This is a genomic window from Paenibacillus sinensis, from assembly GCF_019904155.1.
In the GTDB taxonomy this organism is placed as follows: domain Bacteria; phylum Bacillota; class Bacilli; order Paenibacillales; family Paenibacillaceae; genus Paenibacillus_AQ; species Paenibacillus_AQ sinensis.
In genome coordinates, this window is the sequence record NZ_JAHCMB010000217.1 from 22,043 (window position 1) to 45,545 (window position 23,503).

Annotated in this window: 24 protein-coding genes; 16 read left to right on the plus strand and 8 right to left on the minus strand. The window is 56.7% G+C overall.

Features of this window, described 5'->3' with window-relative positions:
* Positions 1-18 precede the first annotated feature (18 nt).
* Positions 19-1,164 carry an acyltransferase family protein gene (locus KIH86_RS26190; protein ID WP_223086301.1) on the minus strand — a complete coding sequence of 382 codons (1,146 nt, stop codon included), beginning with the start codon at positions 1,162-1,164 and terminating at the stop codon, positions 19-21.
* A gap of 577 nt (positions 1,165-1,741) precedes the next feature.
* Here KIH86_RS26190 and lpdA point away from each other — a divergent pair.
* From lpdA to lipB, 5 genes are all read left to right on the plus strand, one after another.
* The gene (gene lpdA / locus KIH86_RS26195; protein WP_223086305.1) at positions 1,742-3,163 is read left to right on the plus strand and encodes a dihydrolipoyl dehydrogenase; all 1,422 of its coding nucleotides are present in this window, start codon (positions 1,742-1,744) and stop codon (positions 3,161-3,163) included.
* Between the two features lie 148 nt (positions 3,164-3,311).
* A complete protein-coding gene (locus KIH86_RS26200) occupies positions 3,312-4,337 on the plus strand; it encodes a thiamine pyrophosphate-dependent dehydrogenase E1 component subunit alpha (RefSeq protein ID WP_223086308.1) in 1,026 nt (341 codons plus the stop codon).
* A gap of 3 nt (positions 4,338-4,340) precedes the next feature.
* Positions 4,341-5,327, plus strand: coding sequence for an alpha-ketoacid dehydrogenase subunit beta (locus tag KIH86_RS26205; RefSeq protein WP_223086310.1), 987 nt, complete (start codon positions 4,341-4,343; stop codon positions 5,325-5,327).
* 92 nt (positions 5,328-5,419) lie between these two features.
* Entirely contained in the window at positions 5,420-6,853 is a 1,434-nt protein-coding gene (locus tag KIH86_RS26210; RefSeq protein ID WP_223086312.1) for a dihydrolipoamide acetyltransferase family protein, read from the plus strand.
* 167 nt (positions 6,854-7,020) lie between these two features.
* Positions 7,021-7,734 (plus strand): lipoyl(octanoyl) transferase LipB, encoded by a 714-nt coding sequence (gene lipB / locus KIH86_RS26215; protein WP_223087654.1) that lies wholly within the window; start codon positions 7,021-7,023, stop codon positions 7,732-7,734.
* Between the two features lie 144 nt (positions 7,735-7,878).
* Here the strand turns inward: lipB and prli42 are convergent, their stop codons facing one another.
* Positions 7,879-7,980 carry a stressosome-associated protein Prli42 gene (gene prli42 / locus KIH86_RS26220; RefSeq protein ID WP_223086315.1) on the minus strand — a complete coding sequence of 34 codons (102 nt, stop codon included), beginning with the start codon at positions 7,978-7,980 and terminating at the stop codon, positions 7,879-7,881.
* 165 nt (positions 7,981-8,145) lie between these two features.
* Here prli42 and KIH86_RS26225 point away from each other — a divergent pair, with 165 nt between their 5' ends.
* Positions 8,146-9,276, plus strand: coding sequence for a M20/M25/M40 family metallo-hydrolase (locus KIH86_RS26225; RefSeq protein WP_223086317.1), 1,131 nt, complete (start codon positions 8,146-8,148; stop codon positions 9,274-9,276).
* 293 nt (positions 9,277-9,569) lie between these two features.
* Here KIH86_RS26225 and KIH86_RS26230 read toward each other — a convergent pair whose 3' ends face one another.
* Positions 9,570-9,788: a hypothetical protein gene (locus KIH86_RS26230; RefSeq protein WP_223086320.1), complete on the minus strand. Its 219-nt coding sequence runs from the start codon at positions 9,786-9,788 to the stop codon at positions 9,570-9,572.
* Between the two features lie 75 nt (positions 9,789-9,863).
* Between KIH86_RS26230 and KIH86_RS26235 the strand changes: the two genes are divergently transcribed.
* The 3 genes from KIH86_RS26235 to spoIIM all read left to right on the plus strand — a co-directional run bounded on the left by KIH86_RS26235 (position 9,864) and on the right by spoIIM (position 12,588).
* Positions 9,864-10,454 carry an NUDIX hydrolase gene (locus KIH86_RS26235; protein WP_235775614.1) on the plus strand — a complete coding sequence of 197 codons (591 nt, stop codon included), beginning with the start codon at positions 9,864-9,866 and terminating at the stop codon, positions 10,452-10,454.
* Positions 10,454-11,704 (plus strand): endonuclease Q family protein, encoded by a 1,251-nt coding sequence (locus KIH86_RS26240; protein WP_223086322.1) that lies wholly within the window; start codon positions 10,454-10,456, stop codon positions 11,702-11,704. The genes KIH86_RS26235 and KIH86_RS26240 overlap by 1 nt, the downstream gene beginning before the upstream one ends.
* Before the next feature lie 257 nt (positions 11,705-11,961).
* On the plus strand, positions 11,962-12,588 hold the full coding sequence (spoIIM, locus tag KIH86_RS26245; RefSeq protein ID WP_223086326.1) for a stage II sporulation protein M: 627 nt from the start codon (positions 11,962-11,964) through the stop codon (positions 12,586-12,588).
* A gap of 163 nt (positions 12,589-12,751) precedes the next feature.
* Here the strand turns inward: spoIIM and KIH86_RS26250 are convergent, their stop codons facing one another.
* From KIH86_RS26250 to KIH86_RS26260, 3 genes are all read right to left on the minus strand, one after another.
* Positions 12,752-13,171, minus strand: a complete 420-nt coding sequence (locus KIH86_RS26250; RefSeq protein WP_223087663.1) for an exosporium protein C — start codon at positions 13,169-13,171, stop codon at positions 12,752-12,754.
* Positions 13,172-13,390: 219 nt separating this feature from the next.
* A complete protein-coding gene (locus KIH86_RS26255; protein ID WP_223086329.1) occupies positions 13,391-14,431 on the minus strand; it encodes a hypothetical protein in 1,041 nt (346 codons plus the stop codon).
* Positions 14,432-14,566: 135 nt separating this feature from the next.
* Positions 14,567-14,977 carry a hypothetical protein gene (locus KIH86_RS26260; RefSeq protein ID WP_223086332.1) on the minus strand — a complete coding sequence of 137 codons (411 nt, stop codon included), beginning with the start codon at positions 14,975-14,977 and terminating at the stop codon, positions 14,567-14,569.
* 220 nt (positions 14,978-15,197) lie between these two features.
* Between KIH86_RS26260 and fur the strand changes: the two genes are divergently transcribed.
* The 7 genes from fur (at position 15,198) to KIH86_RS26295 (ending at position 21,406) form a co-directional block, all read left to right on the plus strand.
* Positions 15,198-15,662, plus strand: coding sequence for a ferric iron uptake transcriptional regulator (fur, locus tag KIH86_RS26265; RefSeq protein ID WP_223086335.1), 465 nt, complete (start codon positions 15,198-15,200; stop codon positions 15,660-15,662).
* 188 nt (positions 15,663-15,850) lie between these two features.
* Positions 15,851-16,090, plus strand: coding sequence for a DUF4227 family protein (locus tag KIH86_RS26270; RefSeq protein WP_223086338.1), 240 nt, complete (start codon positions 15,851-15,853; stop codon positions 16,088-16,090).
* Between the two features lie 66 nt (positions 16,091-16,156).
* Complete coding sequence (gene xerD / locus KIH86_RS26275) at positions 16,157-17,065, plus strand: site-specific tyrosine recombinase XerD (RefSeq protein ID WP_223087666.1); 909 nt, start codon at positions 16,157-16,159, stop codon at positions 17,063-17,065.
* Positions 17,066-17,138: 73 nt separating this feature from the next.
* Positions 17,139-18,317 carry a phosphopentomutase gene (deoB, locus tag KIH86_RS26280; protein WP_223086340.1) on the plus strand — a complete coding sequence of 393 codons (1,179 nt, stop codon included), beginning with the start codon at positions 17,139-17,141 and terminating at the stop codon, positions 18,315-18,317.
* Between the two features lie 12 nt (positions 18,318-18,329).
* Positions 18,330-19,157: a purine-nucleoside phosphorylase gene (locus tag KIH86_RS26285; protein ID WP_223086343.1), complete on the plus strand. Its 828-nt coding sequence runs from the start codon at positions 18,330-18,332 to the stop codon at positions 19,155-19,157.
* 37 nt (positions 19,158-19,194) lie between these two features.
* Positions 19,195-20,073, plus strand: coding sequence for a purine-nucleoside phosphorylase (locus KIH86_RS26290; RefSeq protein ID WP_223086345.1), 879 nt, complete (start codon positions 19,195-19,197; stop codon positions 20,071-20,073).
* Position 20,074: 1 nt separating this feature from the next.
* Positions 20,075-21,406 carry a pyrimidine-nucleoside phosphorylase gene (locus tag KIH86_RS26295; RefSeq protein ID WP_223086347.1) on the plus strand — a complete coding sequence of 444 codons (1,332 nt, stop codon included), beginning with the start codon at positions 20,075-20,077 and terminating at the stop codon, positions 21,404-21,406.
* Here the strand turns inward: KIH86_RS26295 and KIH86_RS29910 are convergent.
* Together KIH86_RS29910 and KIH86_RS26300 are read right to left on the minus strand one after the other, a co-directional pair.
* Positions 21,403-21,534 (minus strand): hypothetical protein, encoded by a 132-nt coding sequence (locus KIH86_RS29910; protein WP_268964252.1) that lies wholly within the window; start codon positions 21,532-21,534, stop codon positions 21,403-21,405. The two genes, KIH86_RS26295 and KIH86_RS29910, sit on opposite strands and share 4 nt — an antisense overlap.
* Positions 21,535-21,612: 78 nt before the next feature.
* Complete coding sequence (locus tag KIH86_RS26300) at positions 21,613-23,406, minus strand: hypothetical protein (protein ID WP_223086349.1); 1,794 nt, start codon at positions 23,404-23,406, stop codon at positions 21,613-21,615.
* Between the last annotated feature and the right edge of the window lie 97 nt (positions 23,407-23,503).

Here is a 23,503-nt window from a genome sequence, read left to right on the forward strand (position 1 = left end):
AGCCGTGGACGGGGACCGTCACACGGCTTCTTTCGTTTCGCTGAGGCCGCCGGAACGTCTGGCAGTCCATCTTTTTCCAAGTGCGATCGCAGGTTTCTCTACATACTCATAGGACAAGACGGACAGCAGAATGGAAGCGGCGAGCGCAATAAGCAGGGTTGCCCAGAGGGGCAGAACATTATGGAACGCATATACAGAGGCAAAGAGCGCAATACAGTGATACAGATACAGGCTGTACGAAATATTTCCGAGAAAGAGAACGGGACGGATTTCCAGAAATCCGGAGATTTTGGGCGAAGCGAGAGAGGTCGAGATCAGAACGCATACGCCCGCCGCAATTCCCCAGTCGGAGAGCAGCGACAGCCATACCCCTTCCGCCTTGAAGAGCTTCTTCAAGACAGCATCGGAGATACCGGCGTACGTGTAGATCATCAAACCGGCGGCCAGCAGCACATATTTCATCGAGACGCTTAAGCGTAAAATCCCGGCGATCAGCGAAGTCCGGTGTTTGGCAAGCAGAGCCCCGATAATAAAGAACGCCATGTAATGCAGCGTGAAATAGAGATTCGAGGATATCGGCAGCGGATTGTCCGGTTTAATAAGATGATTGAGCAGAAGCGCAAGCCCCGAGAGCAGAATGCCGAAGGCAAGGCTGGTCTTCCAGCCGAACCGGATCATGAACATCATCAGAAACGGAAAGATGAGCGAAATCCGAAGCTCGACACACAGCGACCACAGCACGGGGTCCAGCGCAAAATCCTTGAAGCTCCCGAGCAGCAGCAGGTGATCAATGATCAGGCCGGGAGTCAGGGGGAAGCTCCACACATCCGTGAAGAAGCTGCTGAAGCCCGGCATCGCCCCTTCTCTATAGAAGGCCAGATAGGCGAGAATAGCACAGGCGACTGCCACGATATAGGGAATATAGATCCGGCACACCCGTTTGATCAGAAAATGCGAAATCCGTACCTTCGCGCCCTGCGCATAAAAGGGGAGGGAGAGTACGAAACCGCTGAGAACAAAGAAAAAAATCACCGCTTCGTGTCCGGCCTTGAATATGCGCAAGGGAGTGTAATTCAGCATTTCCAGCCACCATAATCCGGAGAAAATAAAGATAAAATGATGAATCAGAACTGTAGCGGCCGCGAGCCCTCGTAAGGAATCCAACTGATGGTACCTCTTCACTAAATAGCACCCCCACATGCTAGAATTACTAATATTATACATAATTATGATTCTTTACAATATGGAACGGAAGAGGGATAGACCGGTATTCAATTTCTTCAAAACAGCAGATAATAACGGTATCAGCGTTAGATTCGTTCGCTATAATGCGCTTTCTTTCGCAAAAAATGCAAATCAGGCATGATTGAGGATGCTTCCCAAGCGGGAAATCCCGGACGAAGTACCTGCTTAAAATTGCGATTATTTTCCGGGAAATGGGAGTGTAGTCCTGGTGCATTTGTTAGAGCAAAGCGTGGCTCCGCACTTATTGCGGTGGGCCGAGCAGGCGGGCCATGAGCGGTACAGACCAGAATCCGCCGTCCCTTCAGGACGGTGGGCCTATCCCGCGGCTAGCCGGTTACAATCTGCGCCAAAAGATGTCGAACCGCCGTCGGGTATAAATAATGATATGCGTTTGAATCCGCCCCCTTTCCGCCGTTTCTTCTCTCCGGGCCGAAAAGAGAGTACAATAGAAAGGATTCTGTGATTATGCGTATAAGGAACGGGAGGATACATATTCATGACCATTTCATGTGACGTGGCGATTCTGGGAGGCGGAACAGGGGGCTATGTTGCGGCCGTCCGGGCGGCTCAGCTCGGCAAGTCCGTCGTTGTCATCGAACAGGACAAGCTGGGCGGAACCTGCCTGCACCGGGGCTGCATTCCGAGCAAATCGCTGCTCCGCAGCGCCGAGGTCTATGCCGATATTGCCGAGAGCGATCAATATGGCATCGAAGTCTCAGGGGTAAAGCTCGCTTTCGATAAGGTCCAGCGCCGCAAGGAAGCCGTCGTGGAGCAGCTGCACCAGGGCGTTCAATATTTAATGCGCAAGAACAAGATTCAGGTTCTGAAAGGAAAAGGCCGGGTCATCGGCCCCTCGATCTTCTCCCCGAGAAGCGGCGCGGTTGCGGTCGAATTGGAGGATGGAGAGACCGAGACGGTGGTGCCGGATCGCCTTATCATCGCCACGGGCTCGCGTCCCAAGGTGATTCCGGGCTTCGAGCCCGACGGCGAGCTCGTGCTGACGAGCGAGGAGGCTCTGCAGCTTGAGGAGCTGCCGGAATCGATGCTGATTATCGGTGGAGGGGTTATCGGGGTCGAATGGGCTTCGATGCTGGCCGACTTCGGCGTAAAGGTTACGATCGTTGAAGCGGCGGACCAGCTGCTGCCGAGAGAAGACAAGGAGGTTGCCCGGGAGCTGCTGCGTCTGTTCAAGAAACGGGGAGTCAAGTGCCTGACAGGCGTCTCCGTAACGCCGGGTAGTATTACAAGAGAGGGAGACGGTGCCGCAGTCGAGGTTGTGAAGGGCGGTCAGGCGGAGACGCTCCGCGCATCGAAGATTCTCGTCTCGGTCGGAAGAACAGCGAATATCCAGGGCATCGGTCTGGAAAATACGGATATCCGCTTCGGTCAAGGTGTAATCGAAGTGAACGCCAATATGCAGACGGGCGAGCCGCATATTTACGCGATCGGCGATTGCATCGGCGGTCTGCAGCTGGCCCATGCTGCCAGCCATGAGGGCATTATGGCGGTGAATCATCTGGCTGGTGCAGCGCTGCATCCGTATCATCCACATCTGGTGCCCCGCTGCGTGTACACTCGCCCCGAAGTCGCAAGCGTCGGATACACGGAGCAGGAGGCAAAGGAACTGGGTCATGAGACGGCGATCGGCAAATTCCCGTTCTCGGCGATCGGCAAAGCGATCGTACAGGGCTCCAAAGACGGGTTCGTCAAAGTGGTTGCGGACAAGGCGACCGGCGATATTCTCGGCGTCCAGATGATCGGCCCGCATGTTACCGATCTGATCGGGGAAGCCTCGCTGGCCCAGGTTCTGGATGCGACCCCGTGGGAGGTCGGAGAAGCCATTCACGCCCATCCGACGCTGTCCGAAATTATCGGAGAGGCTATGCTGGCCGTTGATGGACGGGCCATTGGAATGTAAGGGCGCCGCCGCTTGGGCGGCCCTTTTCTTTTTAAAGAGAAACACTATATAATAGATGGAGACACGACTTAGTACCTGGTTTTAAGATCAGATCAGGATCGTGGTCCGGCCTCCACTCCGGACCCAGAATGAAGGAGGCACCTCCACTATGGATACACAAGAGACAGTACAAGGCGTCAACCGGCATGAACCGCTTGGCCTCACCGACGGCCAGGTTATCGACATGTACAGGTATATGCTGCTTGCGCGCAAGTACGATGAACGCAGCCTGCTGCTTCAGCGTGCGGGGAAGATCAACTTCCACGTATCGGGGATCGGCCAGGAGGCGGCGCAGGTCGGCGCAGCGTTTGCGCTTGACCGGGAGAAGGACTATTTTCTGCCCTATTACCGAGACTACGCGTTCGTGCTGTCCGTCGGCATGACGGCCCGCGAACTATTGCTGTCGGTCTTCGCCAAGGCGGAGGACCCGAACAGCGGGGGACGCCAGATGCCCGGCCATTTCGGCAGCAAACGGCTGCGGATTGTCACCGGCTCAAGCCCTGTTACAACACAGGTTCCCCACGCTGCGGGCTTTGCCCTGGCGGCCAAAATGCGCAAAGAACCAGCGGTTTCTTTTGTGACCTTCGGGGAAGGCTCAAGCAATCAGGGCGATTTTCATGAAGCATGCAACTTCGCCGGCGTGAACAAGCTGCCGGTTATTATAATGTGCGAGAACAATCAGTATGCCATTTCCATTCCGGCCCACCGCCAGCTTGGCGGGAAGGTCAGCGACCGGGCTCTCGGCTACGGCTTCCCGGGCATTCGCGTAGACGGCAACGATCCGCTTGAGGTATACAAGACTGTGAAGGAGGCCCGCGAGCGGGCGCTTCGAGGAGAAGGGCCGACGCTGATCGAAGCGATGATGTACCGGCTGTCTCCCCATTCGACGTCGGACAATGATCTGGCTTACCGGACCAAGGAAGAGGTCGAAGAGAACTGGAAGAAGGACGGCGTCGCGGCATTCCGGCAGTACTTGACCTCACTCGGACTATGGGATGAGGATAAGGAGCGCGACCTCGCCTCCCAGATTAACCTGGAACTTAAAGATGCGATCGAATACGCCGACAATGCGCCGTTCCCGAAACCGGAGGACACGCTGCTGCATGTGTACAGCGAATCCGAGGGAGGAGTATAGGCTATGGCGATGATGGAATATATCGATGCCATCCGGCTGGCGATGAAAGAAGAAATGGAGCGGGACGAGAACGTCTTCGTGCTCGGTGAGGATGTGGGCGTCAAAGGCGGCGTCTTCACCACGACCAAGGGACTTCAGGAGCAGTTCGGAACGGATCGCGTTCTGGATACACCGCTTGCGGAATCGGCGATCGCCGGTGTGGCGATCGGGGCGGCGATGTACGGCATGAAGCCGATCGCGGAGATGCAGTACTCGGACTTCATGCTTCCGGCGACGAACCAGATCATCAGCGAGGCGGCCAAAATCCGCTACCGCTCCAACAATGACTGGAGCTGTCCGGTCGTCATCCGCGCGCCGATCGGCGGCGGAATCTTCGGCGGGCTGTATCATTCGCAGTGCCCGGAATCGATCTTCTTCGGCACTCCGGGTCTCAAGATCGTGGCGCCTTATTCGGCTTACGATGCCAAAGGGCTGCTGAAGGCGGCTGTGCGTGATCCGGACCCGGTGCTCTTCTTCGAGAACAAGAAGTGCTACAAGCTGATCAAGGAAGAGGTGCCGGAGGGCGATTACACCGTTCCGATCGGCGAAGCCAATCTGCTGCGCGAGGGCGACGACATCACAGTGATCGGCTACAGTCTGCCGCTGCATTTTGCCATGCAGGCCGCCGAGGAATTAGAGCGGGAGCAGGGCATCACGGCGCATGTGCTGGATCTCCGTACCCTGCAGCCGCTCGACAAGAATGCCATTGTGGAGGCCGTTCGCCGCACGGGCAAGGTGCTGATCGTTCATGAGGACAACAAGACAGGCGGTGTCGGCGCCGAGGTGGCGGCCATTATTGCCGAGGAATGTCTCTTCGACCTGGACGCTCCGATATTCCGGCTGTGCGGACCTGACGTTCCGGCCATGCCGATCAGTCCGCCAATGGAGAAATTCTTCATGCTGAGCAAGGAAAAAGTGAAGGACGAGATGCTTCGTCTGGCGCAGTATTGAGATCATGATGACAGGCGTTTTCGGTCTTTAAGAGACTGAATGCGAAGACATAAGCTCCGCAGCAGAGCGGAGCCTTCTTAAGGAGTGAAAGTATGGTAAGCAACAAGTTGACGGATGTGGCAATGCCTCAGCTCGCGGAATCACTCGTATCGGCCACGATCGGCAAGTGGCTGAAGCGTCCGGGAGATCCGGTGGAGCAGTATGAGCCGCTGTGCGAAGTCATCACCGATAAAGTGAACGCCGAGCTGCCGTCCACGGTGGATGGCGTAATGGGCGACATTCTGGCGGAGGAAGGGCAGACGGTCGCTGTCGGCGAAATCATCTGCCGCATCGCCGTGGCGGCGCCAGACGCGGCCCAGGCCGCCGCGCCTGTATCCGGCGCGGCAGAACCAGCGCCGGCCCCTTCGGGCCGGCCGGCGGCTCCCGCTGCCGCTTCGCAGGCAGCGGGCGGACATGCGGCGCAGAACCACGCCGCATTCGACCCGAACGCGCCGATGCGGGCGCGTTATTCACCGGCCGTGCAGAGCCTTGCGGCGCAGCACGGCATTGAGCTGTCCGCCGTACCGGGAACCGGGCTCGGCGGACGCGTGACGCGCAAGGACGTCCTGGCGTACCTTGCGCAGGGTCCGGCGGCGGCTTCGCAGCCGCCGGTGACTCAGTCGCCGGCGCCTGTGGCCGCGCCAGCAGCACGCCCGGCCGCGCAGCCGCAGGCCGCGGCCATTCCGGTGGCTGCGCCTATGGAGCAGACGGCGCTGCCGCCCGTGCGGCATTCCGGACTGCATCTGTCCGAGACGCCGCGCATTCCGGAGATCGAGGTGGAGAGCGGACGCTCGGAATACCTGATCGACGTGACGCCGATCCGGAACACGATCGCCACCCGGATGCGCCAGAGTGTGGCGGAAATTCCCCATGCCTGGACGATGATCGAAGTGGACGTGACGAACCTGGTGCTGCTGCGCAACAAGCTGAAGGATGAATTCAAGCGCCGCGAGGGCATCAACTTGACTTATCTGGCGTTCATGATGAAGGCCGTCGTCAGTGCCATCAAGGATTACCCGATCATGAATTCCGTCTGGGCGGTGGACAAAATCATCGTCAAACGGGATATCAACATCTCGCTCGCTGTCGGCACCGAAGATTCGGTCATGACGCCTGTCATCAAGCGGGCTGACCAAAAGAACATAGCCGGACTTGCCCGGGAAATCGACGAACTGGCGATGAAGACGCGTGAAGGCAAGCTGCGGCTTGAGGATATGCAGGGAGGCACCTTCACCGTCAACAACACGGGATCGTTCGGCTCCATTCTGTCCTACCCGATCATCAACTATCCGCAGGCCGTGATTCTGACCTTCGAGTCGATCGTGAAGAGACCGGTCGTTATCAACGACATGATCGCTGTACGCTCTATGGCGAATATTTGTCTGTCGCTGGACCACCGGATTCTGGACGGCGTCATCTGCGGCCGTTTCCTGCAGCGGGTGAAGGACAACATCGAGAGCTATAACCTTGATACAAACGTCTATTAAGACGGCTTAAGACTGCTGGCCGCTACGCAACTCTGCGGAGCGGTTGAAGCGGCGTGAAGGGCAGTGAATTGGCCCTGATTCCTTGGAGTGGGGATTCATATGCCGCCGCAAGCGGCTGTTCGGTCCGGCGGCTATCACGGGAAGGGAGATGCTAGAGCATGGACAACATGGAAGCGCGCAAGCTTGAAATATCTTATATTCCCCTGATCGAATACGGCCAGGCCTGGGAGATGCAGAAGGAATCGGTGCGCGCAATAGACGCGGGCGAACGTCCGGAGCGGCTGGTCTTTCTGCAGCATCCGCCGACCTACACGATCGGTTCGCAGAATCACCCGGAGCATCTGCTGATGAGCCCTGAGCAGCTCAAGGCGGCGGGCATCGCCGTGTTTCAAATTGACCGCGGCGGGGATATCACCTATCACGGTCCGGGCCAACTGGTCGGCTATCCGCTGCTGGCGATCGGCGAGCAAGGGAAAGTCGATCTGCACGGTTATTTGCGGTCGCTGGAGCAGGTAATCATCGATTACCTGGCGGAGTTCGGCATTGAAGGCGGCCGCAAGCCGGAGTATACCGGCGTATGGGTAGGCGATGTGAAGATTTGCGCCATCGGCGTCAAATTCAACAAGAGCAAGACGCGCAAAGGCTTCGTGACCAGTCACGGCTTCGCTTTCAACATCCGGAAAGGGATTGCGGAGGAAGGGTTCCGTGGCATCATTCCCTGCGGCATTTCGGATTACGGGGTTACGTCGCTGGAGGAAAGCACCGGACGGCGGTTCGAGATCGAGGAAGTCGCGGCTGCGCTGGTGCCGCATTTTCATAGAATCTTTCCATATGGTAGTCTCGTCTCCGACTGGGAAGGCATGCCCGCCGAAGCGAAATAACGATATCCGCAGACGGCTGCGCTGCCAATTGTACGGGCGAGCCGCTTATGCAGAGCCAATATATAACGTCAAACGGCGGCCCGGATTATCCGGGCCGCCGTTACTAACGAAGCCAAATTCAGAAGCCGAACCCGCGCCTGGCGGTCAGCCTGCCAGAAGAGGCTCGATAATGATAAGCAGCGTGGAAGCGACCATAGCGAGCAGCATGAGATAGATGACGATGCGGAACCATTTTCGACGTTGCATGAGTAACTCCTTTGGGGTTTGGTGTAAAATATAAGACACTATAAGTTTTGGCTTATAACAGGTCTTCTATTTCTCGGTTAACGCCCGGCGCCTAAAGGAAGCCGTGAGGCGTTTATCCCTGATATAAAATAATTGTAACGCAAATTTGAAAGTGAGGGAAGTCCAGTGGTAGAACGGGACCGATTGATATCGGAATTTATGGAGCTTGTCCAGGTGGACAGCGAGACAGGAAATGAGCGGAATATCGCCGATGTGCTCATCGGCAAGTTCAAGGAGCTCGGGCTGACGGCGGTCGAGGACGATTCGCAGAAGAGAACGGGCCACGGAGCAGGCAATCTGATTGTTACCTGGGCAGCCGAGAACACGGAGAATGCACCCAAGCTGCTGTTCACCTGCCATATGGACACCGTCGTTCCGGGACAGGGCATCAAGCCGACGCTCGGCGGGGACGGATGGATTACAAGCGACGGCACGACCATTCTGGGCGCCGATGACAAGGCCGGGCTGGCCGCGCTGTTCGAAGGCATCCGGGTTGTTCGGGAACAGAAGCTTCCGCACGGACAAATCCAGTTTGTCATTACGGCCGGAGAGGAATCCGGGCTGCTCGGTTCGCGTTCGCTTGACCCGAAATACCTGGATGCGGATTTTGGCTTCGCGCTCGATTCGAACGGCGAGCTGGGGGCCATTGCGGTCGCCGCGCCTACGCAGGCAAAAATCACAATGCAGATCATCGGCAAATCGGCACATGCCGGCGTGAATCCAGAGGATGGCATCAGCGCCATCCAGGTGGCGGGCAAGGCGATTTCGGCGATGAAGCTTGGACGCATCGATAATGAGACGACCGCCAATATCGGCAAATTCGCGGGCGGCGGTCCGACGAATATCGTCTGCGACTTTGTGCAGCTTGATGCGGAAGCGCGGAGCATCGTGCAGGAGAAGGTGGAGCGCCAAATCGACTCCATGCGCGAAGCGCTGGAGACGACGGTGCGCGAGTACGGTGCGAACTGCGAGTTCCGCAGCGAGATCATCTATCCGGCGTTCAGCTTCAACGGAGAAGACCCCATCGTGCAATTGGCCGAGCGGGCTATTTCTTCCGTCGGCCTGACGCCGAGAACATTCCATTCAGGTGGGGGAAGCGACGCCAACGTGTTCAACGGACTGAACGTGCCGACGCTGAACCTCGCCATCGGGTATGAAAATATCCATACAACCAAGGAACGGGTCAAGGCGGACGATATTGTCAAAGCGGCCGAGCTGGTAGTCGCGCTCGTGCAGGAAAGCGCCAAGCCGCTGTAATTTTGCGGGGAAGCACAACCCGTTGTAATTTGCGGGAAAGCGCCAAAACCGTTGTAATTGTGCGGGAAGGTTTGTTCGGGAAGGCGCCAACCTGCTGTAATCCCACGGGAAGCGCCCACCCGCCGTACTTTTAAGGAATCGGACTGCATGATGCGATCCATCCCCAATAGGCAGCCGCACCCTGAACCGGAAGATTTACTTCCGGCCCAGGGTGCGGCTTTTTTATGTCGGATGGGAATTAACGGGCTAGCTAGAAGAACGGGTGAAGGCTGCGGTTTGGTTCAGGCAGGGGATCAAGCTTCTTCCTGTGAACGCAGCCGCCCTGAGGACCCGCCGGAAGAGCGCCGGGCCGGTTGCGAACGATCGTGACCGGCGAGCGACAGCACGTACGACAGCGGCATATCCCGTCCGTATTTGCGCTGCAGTATGCGAATCGCCTCCAAAATTTCATCCGGTTTCCCTTTCAGCAGCAGGCCGATACGCCCGGTCCCCGAGCCTTTCCCGTTCTTCATGTCCATTTCCTTCTTTCTTCTGAAGTTTGCTATAATACACGGTATGCAGAGAAGCCGTAAAGGAGACCTGAAACTATGAAAGAACTGAATACTGATATGAAAAAACAATGGCCTGCGAACCCCGCTCTGGACGAAACCTTTGTCTCGACGCAGCCCATTTTCTCCGGAAAAATCATTGCGCTGCAGGTTGATACCGTCACCCTTCCCGATGGGGGAACGGCAACGCGCGAGGTCGTGAAGCATCCCGGCGCGGTAGCGGTGCTGGCGCTTAACAAGGGCAAGTTGCTTGTAGTGGAACAGTATCGCCAACCGATGGGACGCACCGAGGTGGAGATTCCGGCAGGCAAGCTGGACCCCGGAGAAGATCCGCGGGATGCGGCTGCGCGCGAGCTTCGGGAAGAGACGGGATATCACAGCGGCGACCTGTCACTGCTGAAATCCTTCTATACCTCGCCGGGTTTTGCCGATGAAGTCATCCACCTCTATGTAACGGATAATGCAGAGGCCGGAGAGATGGCGCTGGATGAGGACGAGTTCCTGGAGGTGTCGGAGCTGACGCTGGAGGAAGCCTACCAATATATCGCGGACGGGCGCATTGCCGATGCCAAGACGATGATGGCCGTCTACGCCTGGCATTTGTACACGCTGACGGGGCAGTGGCACTGATGAGCCGCAATGAATCCGAGTCTCTGCCTGGCGGCTTGGAGGACCGGAATGTAGCGGCGCTCTCAACATACTACTGCGACCTGCATGTCCATATCGGAAGGACCTCGTCGGGCCAGGCAGTCAAAATCAGCGGCAGCCGCGATCTGACCTTTGCGGGGATCGCGCGGGAAGCATCGGAGCGGAAGGGAATCGGGCTGGTCGGGATAATCGACGCCCATTCTCCTGCTGTGCAGCGCGATATGCTGGACTGTCTGCACAGCGGCGAGATGATGGAGGCTCCAGGTGGCGGCATCCGCTACCGCGATACGGCTATTCTGCTCGGAGCCGAAATCGAACTGCGGGAGCCGGGGCGGCGGGAATTCCATGTCCTGGCATTCATGCCCGACCTGAAGGCAATGGAGGAGTTCAGCACATGGATGAGCCGTCATATGCGGAATGTGAATCTGAGCTCCCAGCGTCTCTATGTGACGCCTCTGGAGCTTCAGGCTGAAATTCTCGCAAGGGGCGGACTGCTGATCCCGGCTCATATTTTCACCCCGCATAAAGGGCTGTACGGCTCCGCGACGGAGCGGATGGCCGATGTTTTTGATCTTGACGGGATCGCGGCGGTGGAGCTGGGCTTAAGTGCGGATTCGGAGATGGCCGGTTATTTGCCGGAGCTTGATCATTTCACGTTCCTGACGAACTCCGACGCGCATTCGCTCGGCAAGATCGGCCGGGAATACAACGAGCTGACGCTTGCGTCACCTTCCTTCGCCGAATTCAAGCTGGCGCTCGAAGGCAGGGAGGGGAGAGGCGTCGTTGCCAACTACGGCTTGAATCCGCGACTTGGCAAGTATCACCGGACCTACTGTGCGGGCTGCGGCAGCATTATAGACGAAAATTTCTTCACCTCGCAGCGCTGTCCGTACTGCGGCAGTGTCAAGCTTGTCCAGGGTGTGCTGGACCGGATTCTTAGCATTGCGGATCGTGAGCAGCCGATGGTTCCGGGTAACCGCCCGCCGTACCGGTATCAGGTTCCCCTGGAATTTATTCCGGGGCTGGGGAAAGCGAAGATGAATGTGCTGCTGGAGGCCTTCGGTAGCGAGATGAATATCCTGCACCGGACCGGAGTAGAGGAACTATCGAAGAAGGTCGGCGCCGATTTGGCGGATAAAATCGTCGCTGCCCGCTCTGGCACCCTGGAGCTGACCGCCGGAGGCGGCGGAACATACGGGAAAGTGGCGGCTCCGCTTAAAGAGCGTCCCTAGGGCTGGGGCGCTTTCTGTTATGGATTGTGGATGATATCTATCATGCGGGAGAAGCACGATAGTCTTGGGGAGAGGCAGCTTCAGGGACGAAATCAATAACAAATGCAAATGCGCAGAGCATTTGAGGATAGCTGGTCTGCCGGACAAGTACATTTATGACGGGCAAGCCACACGGATAAGGCATACCAACGGACAAGGCATAGAGTCGGACATCCTCTCATATGGTGGTAACAGAGACCAGGAGAGGAGAACATCCGATGCGGAACATGAGCCGTTCCTTGAAAGAGCAGACGCCGCTCTATATATTTGTCGCCGTCCTGTTTCTGGTGGGCGTCGTGTTCGGCGCTCTGATCGTCAGCGCGCTGACGCTGGACCAGCAGCAGGATCTGGCCGACTATCTCGGCAATTTTTTTACAAGCGTTGACCAGCAGGGACTGCCCGCCGCGCCGGAATCGTTCTGGAGCATCGCGGTGCTTCATTTGAAATGGATCGGTCTGATCTGGGTGCTTGGGCTGTCGGTTATCGGGCTGCCCGGCATTCTGGTGCTGGATTTTCTCAAAGGGCTCTTGATTGGCTTCACGGTCGGAACGCTTGTCAGTCAGTACTCCTGGGACGGGCTGCTGTTCGCGCTCGTCTCCGTCGCACCGCATAATCTGGTCGTGATCCCCGTACTTCTCGTATGCAGCGTAGCCGCGATCGGGTTCTCGCTGCTTATGATCCGCAGCAGGGTGACGGCCCGGCGACCTGTTCCGATCGGCAGACCTTTTGCCACCTATACCATGCTGTCGTTGGCCATGGCTGCTGTGCTGCTCGCCGTCGCCTCGTTCGAGACGTACGTGACACCGGCGATGATGGCTTGGGTAACGCCGCTGCTCGTCAAATAATGTTGGGTTAGCAAGATTCACTCTAGCCTGTCTCATCTCCGGCATATATTCATGGACATTGCAAAGATGACCCCGGGCGGTTGCGGGGTCATCTTTTTGAGTACCAATCTTCCCTGGACCAAGGCACTTGCAACGCTTTCTTGCGGAAAGCGCCAATATGAAATCAAGTTCTCGTCTTAACGGCTAATCCACTAAATGAAATAGGCCCAACAACGTCGGCTCTTGTGTTTGCTGTGAGATTTTCAGCTGTGAGTGTGTACACGTGGGCACCTGGTCGAAGATTACGATCTTCCGCCTGGAATGTAACGGCGTAATTCTGTTCCGAACCAACAGATTCGATGCCTTGCTGCGTGTTGTAAATCTCTTTTCCATCACGGAAGATTCTGAAGCGTATTTGTGCAATGCCCGTGACGCCCCGAATACCTATCGTCGCCACCAAATCTACCCGATTTGGCCGAGAATTCACCGGAATCCGAAGAGTGATTGATGCAAGACGAGATCTTGAACGCCGAATTGTAAATGAGTTGGCCGGGTTGAACTTACGGAGCGGCTGGGAGACAGCTTTATCGAGAATCCGTACCAAAAATATCAGCTCCTCTTGTTTGATTTCTACAAAATATGATGAAATGCAAGAGTGTGATTGGATCATTATCCAAACTGCTGATACTTTGAGTCAAATGCACCGAAATCAATTGAAAGAGCAAAATAAAAGTAGTGTTGGAGCGGACCGGATCGGGGAGATCGCCGCATCGACACGTGAGAAAATAAAAGACCTCCGCCAGTTCTGGCGGAGGCTGTCATGCTACTCGATATCAATGCTCCACTGGCCGTCAGCTTGAACCGAAATTACGTAGGTCCCCTCATAATCCAGTGTCTCTGCGGTAGAACCGGAATAGTGGCCGATTTCATTGGCCAGCGAAATTCCCTCGTTCAGATGGACAATGAAATTGGATTCTCCGGTATGCTTGAAGCTGAATCTTGTGAGCTTGGATTGGAGATTGACAAATACAACGTCATTTCCTTTGCCGGTCAGCTTTGTCGGAGCACTCTTGATGGCCGTTGGGATCGTTTGTGTAATCTTGAATTTCCATGACCCTTCGGATTTGATCTTCAGCATGTATTTGCCGTCATCATCTATGACGACGATGCTCTTGCCTTTATAGGGGCCGATTTCGTTAATGACATGATCTTCATTCTGCCCGGATTCATCCAGGATGTGGACGATGAAATTCGAATCTCCCGAATCCGAAGCGTCGATCACGGCAAATCCCGAATGCAGCTCAAAAAATTTCGTTGCCTGATCGCCTTTGCCGGTAAGGACGAGAGGCTGATCCGCCTCCGGAGTCGGTTCCGGAACCGGCTCCGGAGAAGGCGATGGCGACGGCGACGGAGCCGGAGCTCTGAATGAAGGGACTATTTCGCCTAACTCTCCATATATTTTCGCCACGTTCTGAACATCTTCATCCTCCATCGATTCAGCGATTTCCAGATATTTGAACCGGACATCACCGATTTGATCTCTTGATTTCTCGCGTATGCTATCCGCTGTAGATTTGGATTTTTCCGTATTCCATTTATTGGTCCCATATAATTCAAGGAAATCTTTAGTCTCCAGCAAAATGAGCTTCTTCTGCTTCTCCAGTTCCTGCTGGTCTACTTCAGGTTCAGGAGATGCTGATGGAGAGGCGGAGACCGCCGGAGAGCTGACAGCAGTGGCGCTTGGTGATGGGCTGGCGGTTGGTCCGGCCGATGGATCGGCAGTGGAATTGCTGCAGCCGCCTATTATTACAGCTAATAGAAAAGACAGTGTTATGAACCTCAATTTCGTTGAGACTTTCTTCATATATATCCCCCAGTTCTGCGTATATACCAAAAGTATAAAGGGACTGGGTATATTTTACTATGATATTATTTTCAGGTATGAGTATTGGATCAGCAGCATTGTGAGGCCAGCGGCGTCCGGGGTCCGGAATCTATCTTACTTGCCGTCTTCTGCACCGGCAGAAGCGTTGGGAGAGGGAAGCACGGAAGTCCCGTCCTCATAAACCGGCCCGGTTGGGGACTTAGAGGCAATCCAGTCCGCCTTGGCCTGGTTGAGCTTGCTCTGCATCTCCTGCAGCAGCTCACTCCGGATTTCGTCGCGAAGCGCTGCCAGATCCTGTTTGGTCGCCTGTTGCCCTTTGGCATCTCCGGCGGTGTTAGCTACGTCAGCTCCCTCCTTGACCCAGCCATCTTCTCTCAGAATCTTCGTCTCTCCTGTAATCCGGTTCATCCGGACGGGATATTTGCCTTCCAGCTTGTCATATTTATACAGCCCCGGATAGATCAGCAGGCCGAACAAGGCGATGATCAACAGGGCGAGCACCGCACGGCGCAGTTCCTTTTCCATAATTACATTCTCCTCTGATGCAAAATATTTCTGTCATATCATTCCATTATAGGCTTCGCCCCGCACTCTCGCTGTGACTTTCTCTCTCTGCTCTGACGCGCGCGCCCGTTAGCGGAACACTTTAGCCAAAACGTTTGACTTCTCAAAGTTCCCGGTCCTATAATGGGAGAAGCGGCTTTTACAGAGAATAATCGCGCATGTTCCTGGGGGGAGGGAGATTATGGAAGACCGGATCGACAAAATCAAACAGCAGCTGCAGTCCCAAGGCTATAAATTGACACCCCAGCGGGAAGCGACTGTCCGCGTTCTCCTCGAGAACGAAGAGGATCATCTCAGTGCCGAAGATGTGTTCATGCTTGTTAAGGAAAAGGCTCCCGAAATCGGTCTCGCCACCGTATATCGTACCCTGGAACTCCTCAGCGAGCTTCATGTCGTGGAGAAGATCAATTTCGGAGACGGCGTTGCCCGTTACGATCTGCGTACGGATACGGCCAAGCACCACCATCATCATTTAATCTGCGTGCAGTGCGGCAGCATGGATGAAATCCGGGAGGATTGGCTTGGGCCGCTTGAGGAGAAGCTGGAGAACGAGTTCAATTTCTCGGTCATTGACCACCGGCTCGATTTTCACGGTATTTGCTACCGCTGCCGGGAGAAGAACAAAGCGGACGGCAAGACGGAGTAATCCGCTGCTCATCGGCCGTTCAATGACGACTATCATTTCAGACCTTCCATGTTATAAAGGGATAAGATAAGCTCTCCCGGCTCTGCCGGAGGGAGCTTTTTGATTCTTTTTTGGCTAAGCGGGCTTTTCGGAACCGTTGTGGTTGTACATAAGAATGGCGGCAAACGCATAAAGTGAAGGACGGAGGGATGTCTATGGTCATTTCGCTGCCCAAGGTGCTTCGGCGTCTGATCTTCATTGTGATGTTTGTCGCTTTTACCTGCCTGTTCTATAATATAATGGACCTGGTTCACCGCTGGATGGGACCGGTTCCTGATCCGAATATTCCGGAAGGCTCAGCCGTCCGTGCATACACCGGCGTTAATCCGGCGGACGGAGAGCTGAAAGCGTCCCAGCGGCTGAAGCTGTACTATTGGTATGGGGAATAGGTCCTCTAAAGGAATTGCAGCGATGGCTGCCGAATGAACAAAGAGAGGACGGTGCCGAGAGAAGCGATGAAATCGACGGTACAGGACTTTCTGGAGTATCTTTCCCGGGAAAAAAACGCCTCGCCGCGAACCCTCGAATCCTATGGGCGGGATATTTCACGATTTTTGGACTATGCGGCGGGACGGGGGACGGAGCGTCCGGAGGATATTCGCAGGCCGCTCATTTCGCTGTATTTTGGCGAGCTTCGGTCAGAAGGGCGCTCTGCGGCAACGCTCAACCGGAACACGGTGTCGATCCGTGCCTTTTTTCATTTTCTGCTGAAGGAAGGCTTGATTTCGGGTGACCCTACTCTTGGCATGGAATCGGTTAAAGTGGAGAAGAAGCCGCCGCTTGTACTGAACATCGAAGAGGTGGAATCACTTCTTGCGGCTCCGGACCCCGGAACTCCCCATGGACAGAGGGACAAGGCGATGCTTGAGCTGCTCTATGCGTCGGGGATTCGCGTCTCGGAGCTTGTGATGCTGGATGTAGGCGATGTGCAGACCTCGATGGGGTTCGCGCGCTGTTCAGGCTCCGGCGGACGGGAACGGGTAGTTCCGATCGGAGGGGCCGCATCGGAGACGGTGGAAGCGTATGTGCGGACAAGCCGGGACAAGCTGCTTCGGGGAGACGAAGACCGGGCGGAGCCTGCGCTGTTCCTGAACAATCTCGGGAGCCGGCTGACCCGGCAGGGTTTCTGGAAAATCATCAAGAGGTACGCGAAGGAAGCGGGAATCCGCGAGGATATTACGCCGCATACGCTGCGCGCTTCCTTCGCCTCTCATCTGCTGGAGAGAGGGGCCGATCTGCGCTCCGTCCAGCAGATGCTCGGCCATGCGGACATCTCGACGACCCAGATGTACGGCGGTGCCGTGCGCGGAAATATGAAAGAAGTATATGAAAGACATCATCCCCGTGCCCGTCCGCCCGGCTAAGGCGGATGCCGCGGGACAAGCTTCCAAGCCGTATCAGCGTTAGTGAAGCATACATGAAGGAGCGTGACATAAATTGTCTACATTTGACAAGATCTGTTTTATCGTACTGGACAGCGTGGGAATCGGGGAGGCGCCCGACGCTGCAAGCTTCGGCGATGCGGGAGCCCATACTCTGGGCCATATTCTTGAGCGGAATCCGCAGCTCAAGCTGCCGAACATGCAGCGTCTGGGACTTGGCAACATCGCCCCGCTGCCGCATCTGGAGCCGGTCCAGGCTCCGCAAGGGTACTATGGCAAGATGCAGGAAGTTTCCGTCGGCAAGGATACGATGACCGGTCACTGGGAGCTGATGGGGTTGAAGATCGAAATGCCGTTCAACACCTATCCGGATGGATTTCCCCAGGAGCTGATCACGAAGTTCGAAGAGGCAACCGGCCGCAAGGTGCTCGCCAACAAACCGGCATCCGGAACGGAGATTCTGGTCGAATACGGCGAGGAGCAAATGAAGACGGGCGCCTGGATCGTCTATACATCCGCCGACAGCGTCTTCCAGCTTGCTGCCCACGAGGATATTATTCCGCTGGACGAGCTGTACAAGGCGTGCCATATCGCCAGAGAGCTGACGATGGCGCCGGAATTCTCGGTCGGCCGCGTCATCGCCCGTCCGTACGTCGGACAGCCGGGCAGCTTCACCCGCACTCCGAATCGGCATGATTATGCCGTGAAGCCGCCGGAGCCGACCGTCATGAATGCGCTGGCGGATATCGGCCGCGACGTTATTGCCGTCGGCAAAATCAATGATATTTTCACGGGTGAAGGCGTTACGGAAGCCTACCCGACGAAGAGCAACGAACACGGTATCGAAGTCACGCTGGAGCAGCTGCGCAAGCCGTTTAACGGTCTGCTCTTCACGAATCTGGTCGATTTCGATTCTCTGTACGGCCATCGCCGCGATCCGGAGGGCTACGGACGTGCGCTGGAGGTGTTTGACAAGGCGCTGCCTGATCTGACGTCCTCGCTCGGCGAGAATGATCTGCTGATCGTATCTGCCGACCACGGCAATGATCCCGTGCACAGCGGGACGGACCATACCCGCGAATATGTGCCGCTGCTCGTCTACTCGCCGCGTTTCAAATCGCCGGGCAGTCTTGGAGTCCGCTCCACCTTCTCCGACGTGGCCGCCACGATTGCGGAGAACTTCGGCGCCAAGGCTCCGGCATACGGAACCAGCTTTCTTCAGGAACTGAAATAAGGAGGAATACACATGAAGGATTCAATCAGCCTAGGCTCCATTCAGGAAGCGGCGGCCTATATCAAGAGCAAGGGCGCCGGCACGCCTGACATCGGACTTATTCTCGGATCGGGGCTCGGTATTCTGGCCGATCTGATCAAAGACGGAATCAGCATTCCCTACCATGATATTCCCCATTTTCCCGTATCGACGGTGGAAGGGCATGAAGGCGAGCTGCTGATCGGCACGATCGAGGGCCGCAAGGTCGTCATGATGAAGGGCCGCTTCCATATGTATGAGGGCTACGGCCCCGAGACGACGGCGTTTCCCGTTCGCGTTATGAAGGAGCTTGGCGTGAAGAGCCTGCTCGTTACGAACGCCGCCGGAGGCGTGAACACCGGTTACACGCCAGGGGATCTGATTCTGCTTACCGATCATCTTAACCTGACCGGCCGCAATCCGCTCATCGGACCGAATGATCCGGAGCTTGGTGTGCGCTTCCCGGACATGTCGGAGCCTTACAGCCGCCGGTTGCTTCAAGCCGCTAGGGATGTGGCGAAGGAACAGAACTTCACCTTCAGAGAAGGCGTCTACGCAGGTCTTCTGGGACCTACTTACGAGACGCCTGCCGAGATCGTGATGCTGCGCCGTCTGGGCGCCGATGCGGTCGGCATGTCGACCGTCTCGGAGACGATCGTCGCCCGCCATGCAGGCATCGAGGTGCTCGGCATTTCCTGTATCACGAACATGGCTGCCGGCATTCTAAATCAGCCGTTGTCCCATGACGAGGTTATGGAGACGGCCGAGCGGGTGCGCGAGACGTTCCTGGGCCTTGTGCTTGCGCTCATTCCGAAGATGTAAGCCAGCTTAATTCCAAATATCCGGGAGGGAATCCATTATGACACAATCCGCAAGCAATGCGCCTGAGGTACTTGCATACGGCGTACAGGTTAAAGAAGCCGCCGATTACATCGCTTCCAAACTTGGCTCGTACAAGCCGGTTATCGGCCTGATCCTCGGCTCCGGCCTCGGCGATCTGGGCGACCAGATCGAAGACGCTGTATACCTGCCTTATGAAGAGATTCCCCATTTTCCGCGTTCCACCGTTGAAGGACATGCCGGACGCTTCGTCATCGGCAAGCTGGAAGGCAAGGATGTCATGATCATGCAGGGCCGCTTTCATTACTATGAAGGCTACGCCATGCGCAAGGTCGTGCTTCCCGTCTATGTGATGGCCAAGCTGGGCATTGGCACGCTTGTCATTACGAACGCGGGCGGCGGCATGAACCGCGCCTTCAAGGCCGGCGACCTCATGCTGATCACCGACCATCTCAACATGACGGGAGACAACCCGCTGATCGGGCCGAATGATCCCGAGCTTGGCGTCCGCTTCCCGGACATGTCCCGCGCGTACGATCCGGAATATATCGCGCTGGCCAAACGCCTTGCTCCCGAAATCAAGGGGGCAGACGGCGAAAGCCTGACGCTGCAGGAAGGCGTGTACGCCGGTATCAGCGGTCCGACCTATGAAACGCCAGCTGAGCTGAATATGCTGGCGCTGCTTGGCGGAGACGCGGTCGGCATGTCCACGGTTCCCGAAGTCATCGTGGCCAGCCACAGCCGCCAGCGTGTGCTTGGCATTACCTGTATCACCGACATGGCGATCGGCGACGAGCTGGAGCCGCTGACCCATGAGCAGGTTGTGAAGGTTGCGAACCTGACCAAGCCGAAGTTCATCGGACTTGTCCGCGCATTCGTCCGCGAGGTAAGTCTCTGATATGAGAGCGGTTGACATCATCCAGAAGAAAAGAGACGGCGGAGAACTGACCCGGGAGGAAATCACCTTTCTGGTTCAGGGCTACAGCCGGGGAGAAATCCCGGATTACCAAATGTCGGCCTGGGCAATGGCCGTCTACTTCCAGGGGATGAACGCCCGCGAGACCGGCGATCTGACGCTTGAAATGGCCATGTCCGGCGATCAGGTGGACCTCAGCCCCATCGCGGGCATCAAGGTGGACAAGCATTCCACCGGCGGAGTCGGCGACAAGACGACGGTCGTCCTGGCGCCGCTTGTGGCTTCGGCTGGCGTGCCGGTCGCCAAAATGTCGGGGCGCGGCCTCGGCCATACCGGCGGCACGCTCGACAAGCTGGAGTCCATCTCCGGCCTGACCGTTGAGATGGACCAGAGCCGCTTCTTCGCCCAGGTCGGCGAAATCGGCGTAGCCGTCATCGGCCAGTCGGGGAACATCACCCCGGCCGACAAGAAGCTGTACGCGCTGCGTGACGTGACCGCGACCGTTGATTCCATCCCGCTCATCGCCAGCTCCGTCATGAGCAAGAAGATCGCCGCCGGCGCGGACGCCATCGTGCTCGATGTGAAGACCGGCAGCGGCGCGTTCATGAAGACGCTGAATGACTCCATCGCGCTGGCGAAGGCAATGGTGGACATCGGCACCCAGCTGGGCCGCCACACCGTCGCGGTCATCAGCGATATGGATCAGCCGCTCGGATACGGCATCGGCAACGCGCTGGAGGTCAGAGAGGGGATCGAGACGCTGCGCGGCAGCGGACCGGCCGACCTGACCGAGGTCTGCCTCATTCTCGGCAGCCAGATGCTCGTTCTCGGCGGCAAAGCCAAGGATACAGACGAAGCCCGCCGCATCCTGAAGGAGCGCCTCGAAGATGGCAGCGCCCTTGCGAAGCTGAAGGCGCTCGTAACCGCGCAGGGCGGAGACGCTTCGCAGATCGACGACCCCGCGAAGCTGCCGTCCGCAAGCCGGCAGGTGGAGGTCAAGGCGGCATCAGGCGGCCATATCGAGGCTATTCAGGCCGAAGAAATCGGCATCGCCGCCATGCTGCTCGGGGCGGGACGGGAGACGAAGGAGTCGCAGATCGACCTGGCTGTCGGCATCGTCCTGGCGAAGAAGGTCGGAGACGCGGTGTCGGAGGGCGAGACGCTGGCCGTTCTACACCTGAACGATGCCTCTGAGTCCAAGCTTAAAGAGGCCGAGTTCAAGGTGCTGGAGGCATACCGGATAAATGATCAGCCGGTAACGCCGCCGCCGCTCGTCTACGCCATTGTGACCAAGGTAGGCGTGACCCGGTTCTAGGAGACGGGGCCGCTTGCAGGTCTGACAGCATTCATCCGGAAGCCGATGAGGGTTAGCTCGGTGACAAGGGTGACCTGACCGCCGCTCGCGGGAACCCGCAGCAGGATCAGGGACGCAGTACTTACCATAACGAAGTCAAGGCCGGGTTAAGCTCCATGCTTAACCCGGCCTTTTGTATAGTTACAGCAATATGTTGCTATTTAACCTTATTTCACCACAACCGTGAAGCTGACAATCGGTTCTTTGGCATTAATGTTGGCCCAATAAGGACTATACAGCGTGACGATGTACGTTCCCGTTCCCTCCTCCGGCTTGATCCGGGCGGAGAAGCTCCCATCCTTGGCCAGTGGAGCACTAACGGCTTTGCTCTCTCTGCCCCCGGCAGGACGGGTGGTCAGCAAGAGCCCGGTTACACCGCTAGCCGCGTTCGTCAGAGTTCCGCGCAGCTCGGCATAGCTCTCTGTCTCCGCATAGCCTGCCGGCCAGACGGTTCCGTCAGGGGTAACAAGCGACAGGTCCAGCTTCCACCCGTCAAAGGACGGACTGCCGGTGTAGCGGAAATCAATATCCGCAGCCTTAAGGTCGGCCTGAATCGGAATGCTGTTGATGATCCGCCCGGTGATGGCATCCCGGTATACGAATTCATTGTCCCCGGGAAGCAGGGGAATGCTGACTTTGTACAGGGCGTATTTCAATCCATTATAGCCTTGAGGCGGGCTGGTCGATTCATAGCTGTATGAGTCAAAAGCGCCGAACCGGCTGTTCTCGTAGGAGAAGCCGCCTGTGCCGAGCAGCGTCACCTGGAGGCTGCTGCCGGTCACCGTCGGCTGCTTATAGTTGGTGAACCAATTGCTGTACCGGAGCGCTCCCGAACCCGATGCCGCATCGAAGCTGTAAGATATCTTAAACTGCCGCTGCAGGAAGCTGAGAGGTACGAGAATGGTTCCGCCGCTTCGCAGAATCTTGATGGAATCGACCTTCTCGTTCTTCCGGTACACTGCCCCTGTCTTCACATCCAGCTTCGATTCATTCACATACCCGTTCTCCGAGAAATAGACGGAGTGCTCCGAAGGCACGCTCTGCATTTCCCCATGGATAAAAGTGACGGCGTCCTTAAGAGGAAAATACGGGACCGAGCCGGAGACAAGAGGGGCTGCGCTCAGCTTTACCTTCTCATTCTCCCGTTTATTCAGCGCCGAAGACGTTCCAAGGCGGAAGGCCAGTTCGTCCTCGTAAGGAATCAGCACGACATCCGCCTGATCCAGCAGATTGATGACCGGTCTGCAGCTGGTTAACACGGACAGGAAATCGCTGAGGGATGTGCGGGCTGAAAGGGTATACCCTGTTGCCTGATCAAATGTCCAATAGGCAGAGTAGACTGCCTTGACGCCGCTTCCCGAGATCAGGATCGTCCCTGTGACGTCCTTCGAGAGCGGTGTCGCGAACTTGAAAGCCTGGGACCAGAACTGAACCAGCTTCTGCTTGCTGCTGGAGGTTCCCGCCGCCGCTTCGTCGGCGTACACAGTCCAGCCGTTCTTCGTCAGCAGCTTGACGCTGCCACGAGGCATGACCCCGCTGTATGGCGACGCCGAAGTCTCGAGCAATGTGTCGCCGGAAGCGCGGAATGCGGAGGCTCCAGGCAGCGTGGATGCCGAAGAGGGCTTCACGCCGCTTTTGAACAGCTGGATCTCATAGCCATCCGATGTCAATTTACTCGCGATTCCATAGTATGACAGGCCCGCATCAGGCAGGCGCGTCGGCAGATAAGGCTTCACCTTGCTCTCCGCATACAGCTTGCCGGCCAGCTGTTTCCACAGGCTTTGATACCCGAAGCCGGGGTCCAGCACGACCTTTGCTTCCGGCTTAACGGCTTCTTCGGCGGATGCGGTCCCTGCTCCAAGGCCGGAGACCAGCGCGGCCAGCAGCAGAAACTTCATACCAAGCCCGAGAATTCGCTTAAGCTTATCCTTCTCCTGCCTATGTTTGTTATGCTGAATCATTCTTTCAACCTCCCGAAATCCTTCTTTTTCCAAAATGCCCTGATGTCTAGACGCGATTCATTGTCAAAAGTTTCAAGAGGCCGTCGCTTATCTCTAT

Coding starts and splice junctions, on each gene's coding strand:
- lpdA (WP_223086305.1), top strand. CDS start 1,742: ATGACCATTTCATGTGACGTGGCGATTCTGGGAGGCGGAACAGGGGGC.
- KIH86_RS26200 (WP_223086308.1), top strand. CDS start 3,312: ATGGATACACAAGAGACAGTACAAGGCGTCAACCGGCATGAACCGCTT.
- KIH86_RS26205 (WP_223086310.1), top strand. CDS start 4,341: ATGGCGATGATGGAATATATCGATGCCATCCGGCTGGCGATGAAAGAA.
- KIH86_RS26210 (WP_223086312.1), top strand. CDS start 5,420: ATGGTAAGCAACAAGTTGACGGATGTGGCAATGCCTCAGCTCGCGGAA.
- lipB (WP_223087654.1), top strand. CDS start 7,021: ATGGAAGCGCGCAAGCTTGAAATATCTTATATTCCCCTGATCGAATAC.
- prli42 (WP_223086315.1), bottom strand. CDS start 7,980: ATGCAACGTCGAAAATGGTTCCGCATCGTCATCTATCTCATGCTGCTC.
- KIH86_RS26230 (WP_223086320.1), bottom strand. CDS start 9,788: ATGAAGAACGGGAAAGGCTCGGGGACCGGGCGTATCGGCCTGCTGCTG.
- KIH86_RS26235 (WP_235775614.1), top strand. CDS start 9,864: ATGAAAGAACTGAATACTGATATGAAAAAACAATGGCCTGCGAACCCC.
- KIH86_RS26240 (WP_223086322.1), top strand. CDS start 10,454: ATGAGCCGCAATGAATCCGAGTCTCTGCCTGGCGGCTTGGAGGACCGG.
- spoIIM (WP_223086326.1), top strand. CDS start 11,962: ATGCGGAACATGAGCCGTTCCTTGAAAGAGCAGACGCCGCTCTATATA.
- KIH86_RS26255 (WP_223086329.1), bottom strand. CDS start 14,431: ATGAAGAAAGTCTCAACGAAATTGAGGTTCATAACACTGTCTTTTCTA.
- KIH86_RS26260 (WP_223086332.1), bottom strand. CDS start 14,977: ATGGAAAAGGAACTGCGCCGTGCGGTGCTCGCCCTGTTGATCATCGCC.
- fur (WP_223086335.1), top strand. CDS start 15,198: ATGGAAGACCGGATCGACAAAATCAAACAGCAGCTGCAGTCCCAAGGC.
- KIH86_RS26270 (WP_223086338.1), top strand. CDS start 15,851: ATGTCTATGGTCATTTCGCTGCCCAAGGTGCTTCGGCGTCTGATCTTC.
- xerD (WP_223087666.1), top strand. CDS start 16,157: ATGAAATCGACGGTACAGGACTTTCTGGAGTATCTTTCCCGGGAAAAA.
- KIH86_RS26285 (WP_223086343.1), top strand. CDS start 18,330: ATGAAGGATTCAATCAGCCTAGGCTCCATTCAGGAAGCGGCGGCCTAT.
- KIH86_RS26290 (WP_223086345.1), top strand. CDS start 19,195: ATGACACAATCCGCAAGCAATGCGCCTGAGGTACTTGCATACGGCGTA.
- KIH86_RS26295 (WP_223086347.1), top strand. CDS start 20,075: ATGAGAGCGGTTGACATCATCCAGAAGAAAAGAGACGGCGGAGAACTG.
- KIH86_RS29910 (WP_268964252.1), bottom strand. CDS start 21,534: ATGGTAAGTACTGCGTCCCTGATCCTGCTGCGGGTTCCCGCGAGCGGC.
- KIH86_RS26300 (WP_223086349.1), bottom strand. CDS start 23,406: ATGATTCAGCATAACAAACATAGGCAGGAGAAGGATAAGCTTAAGCGA.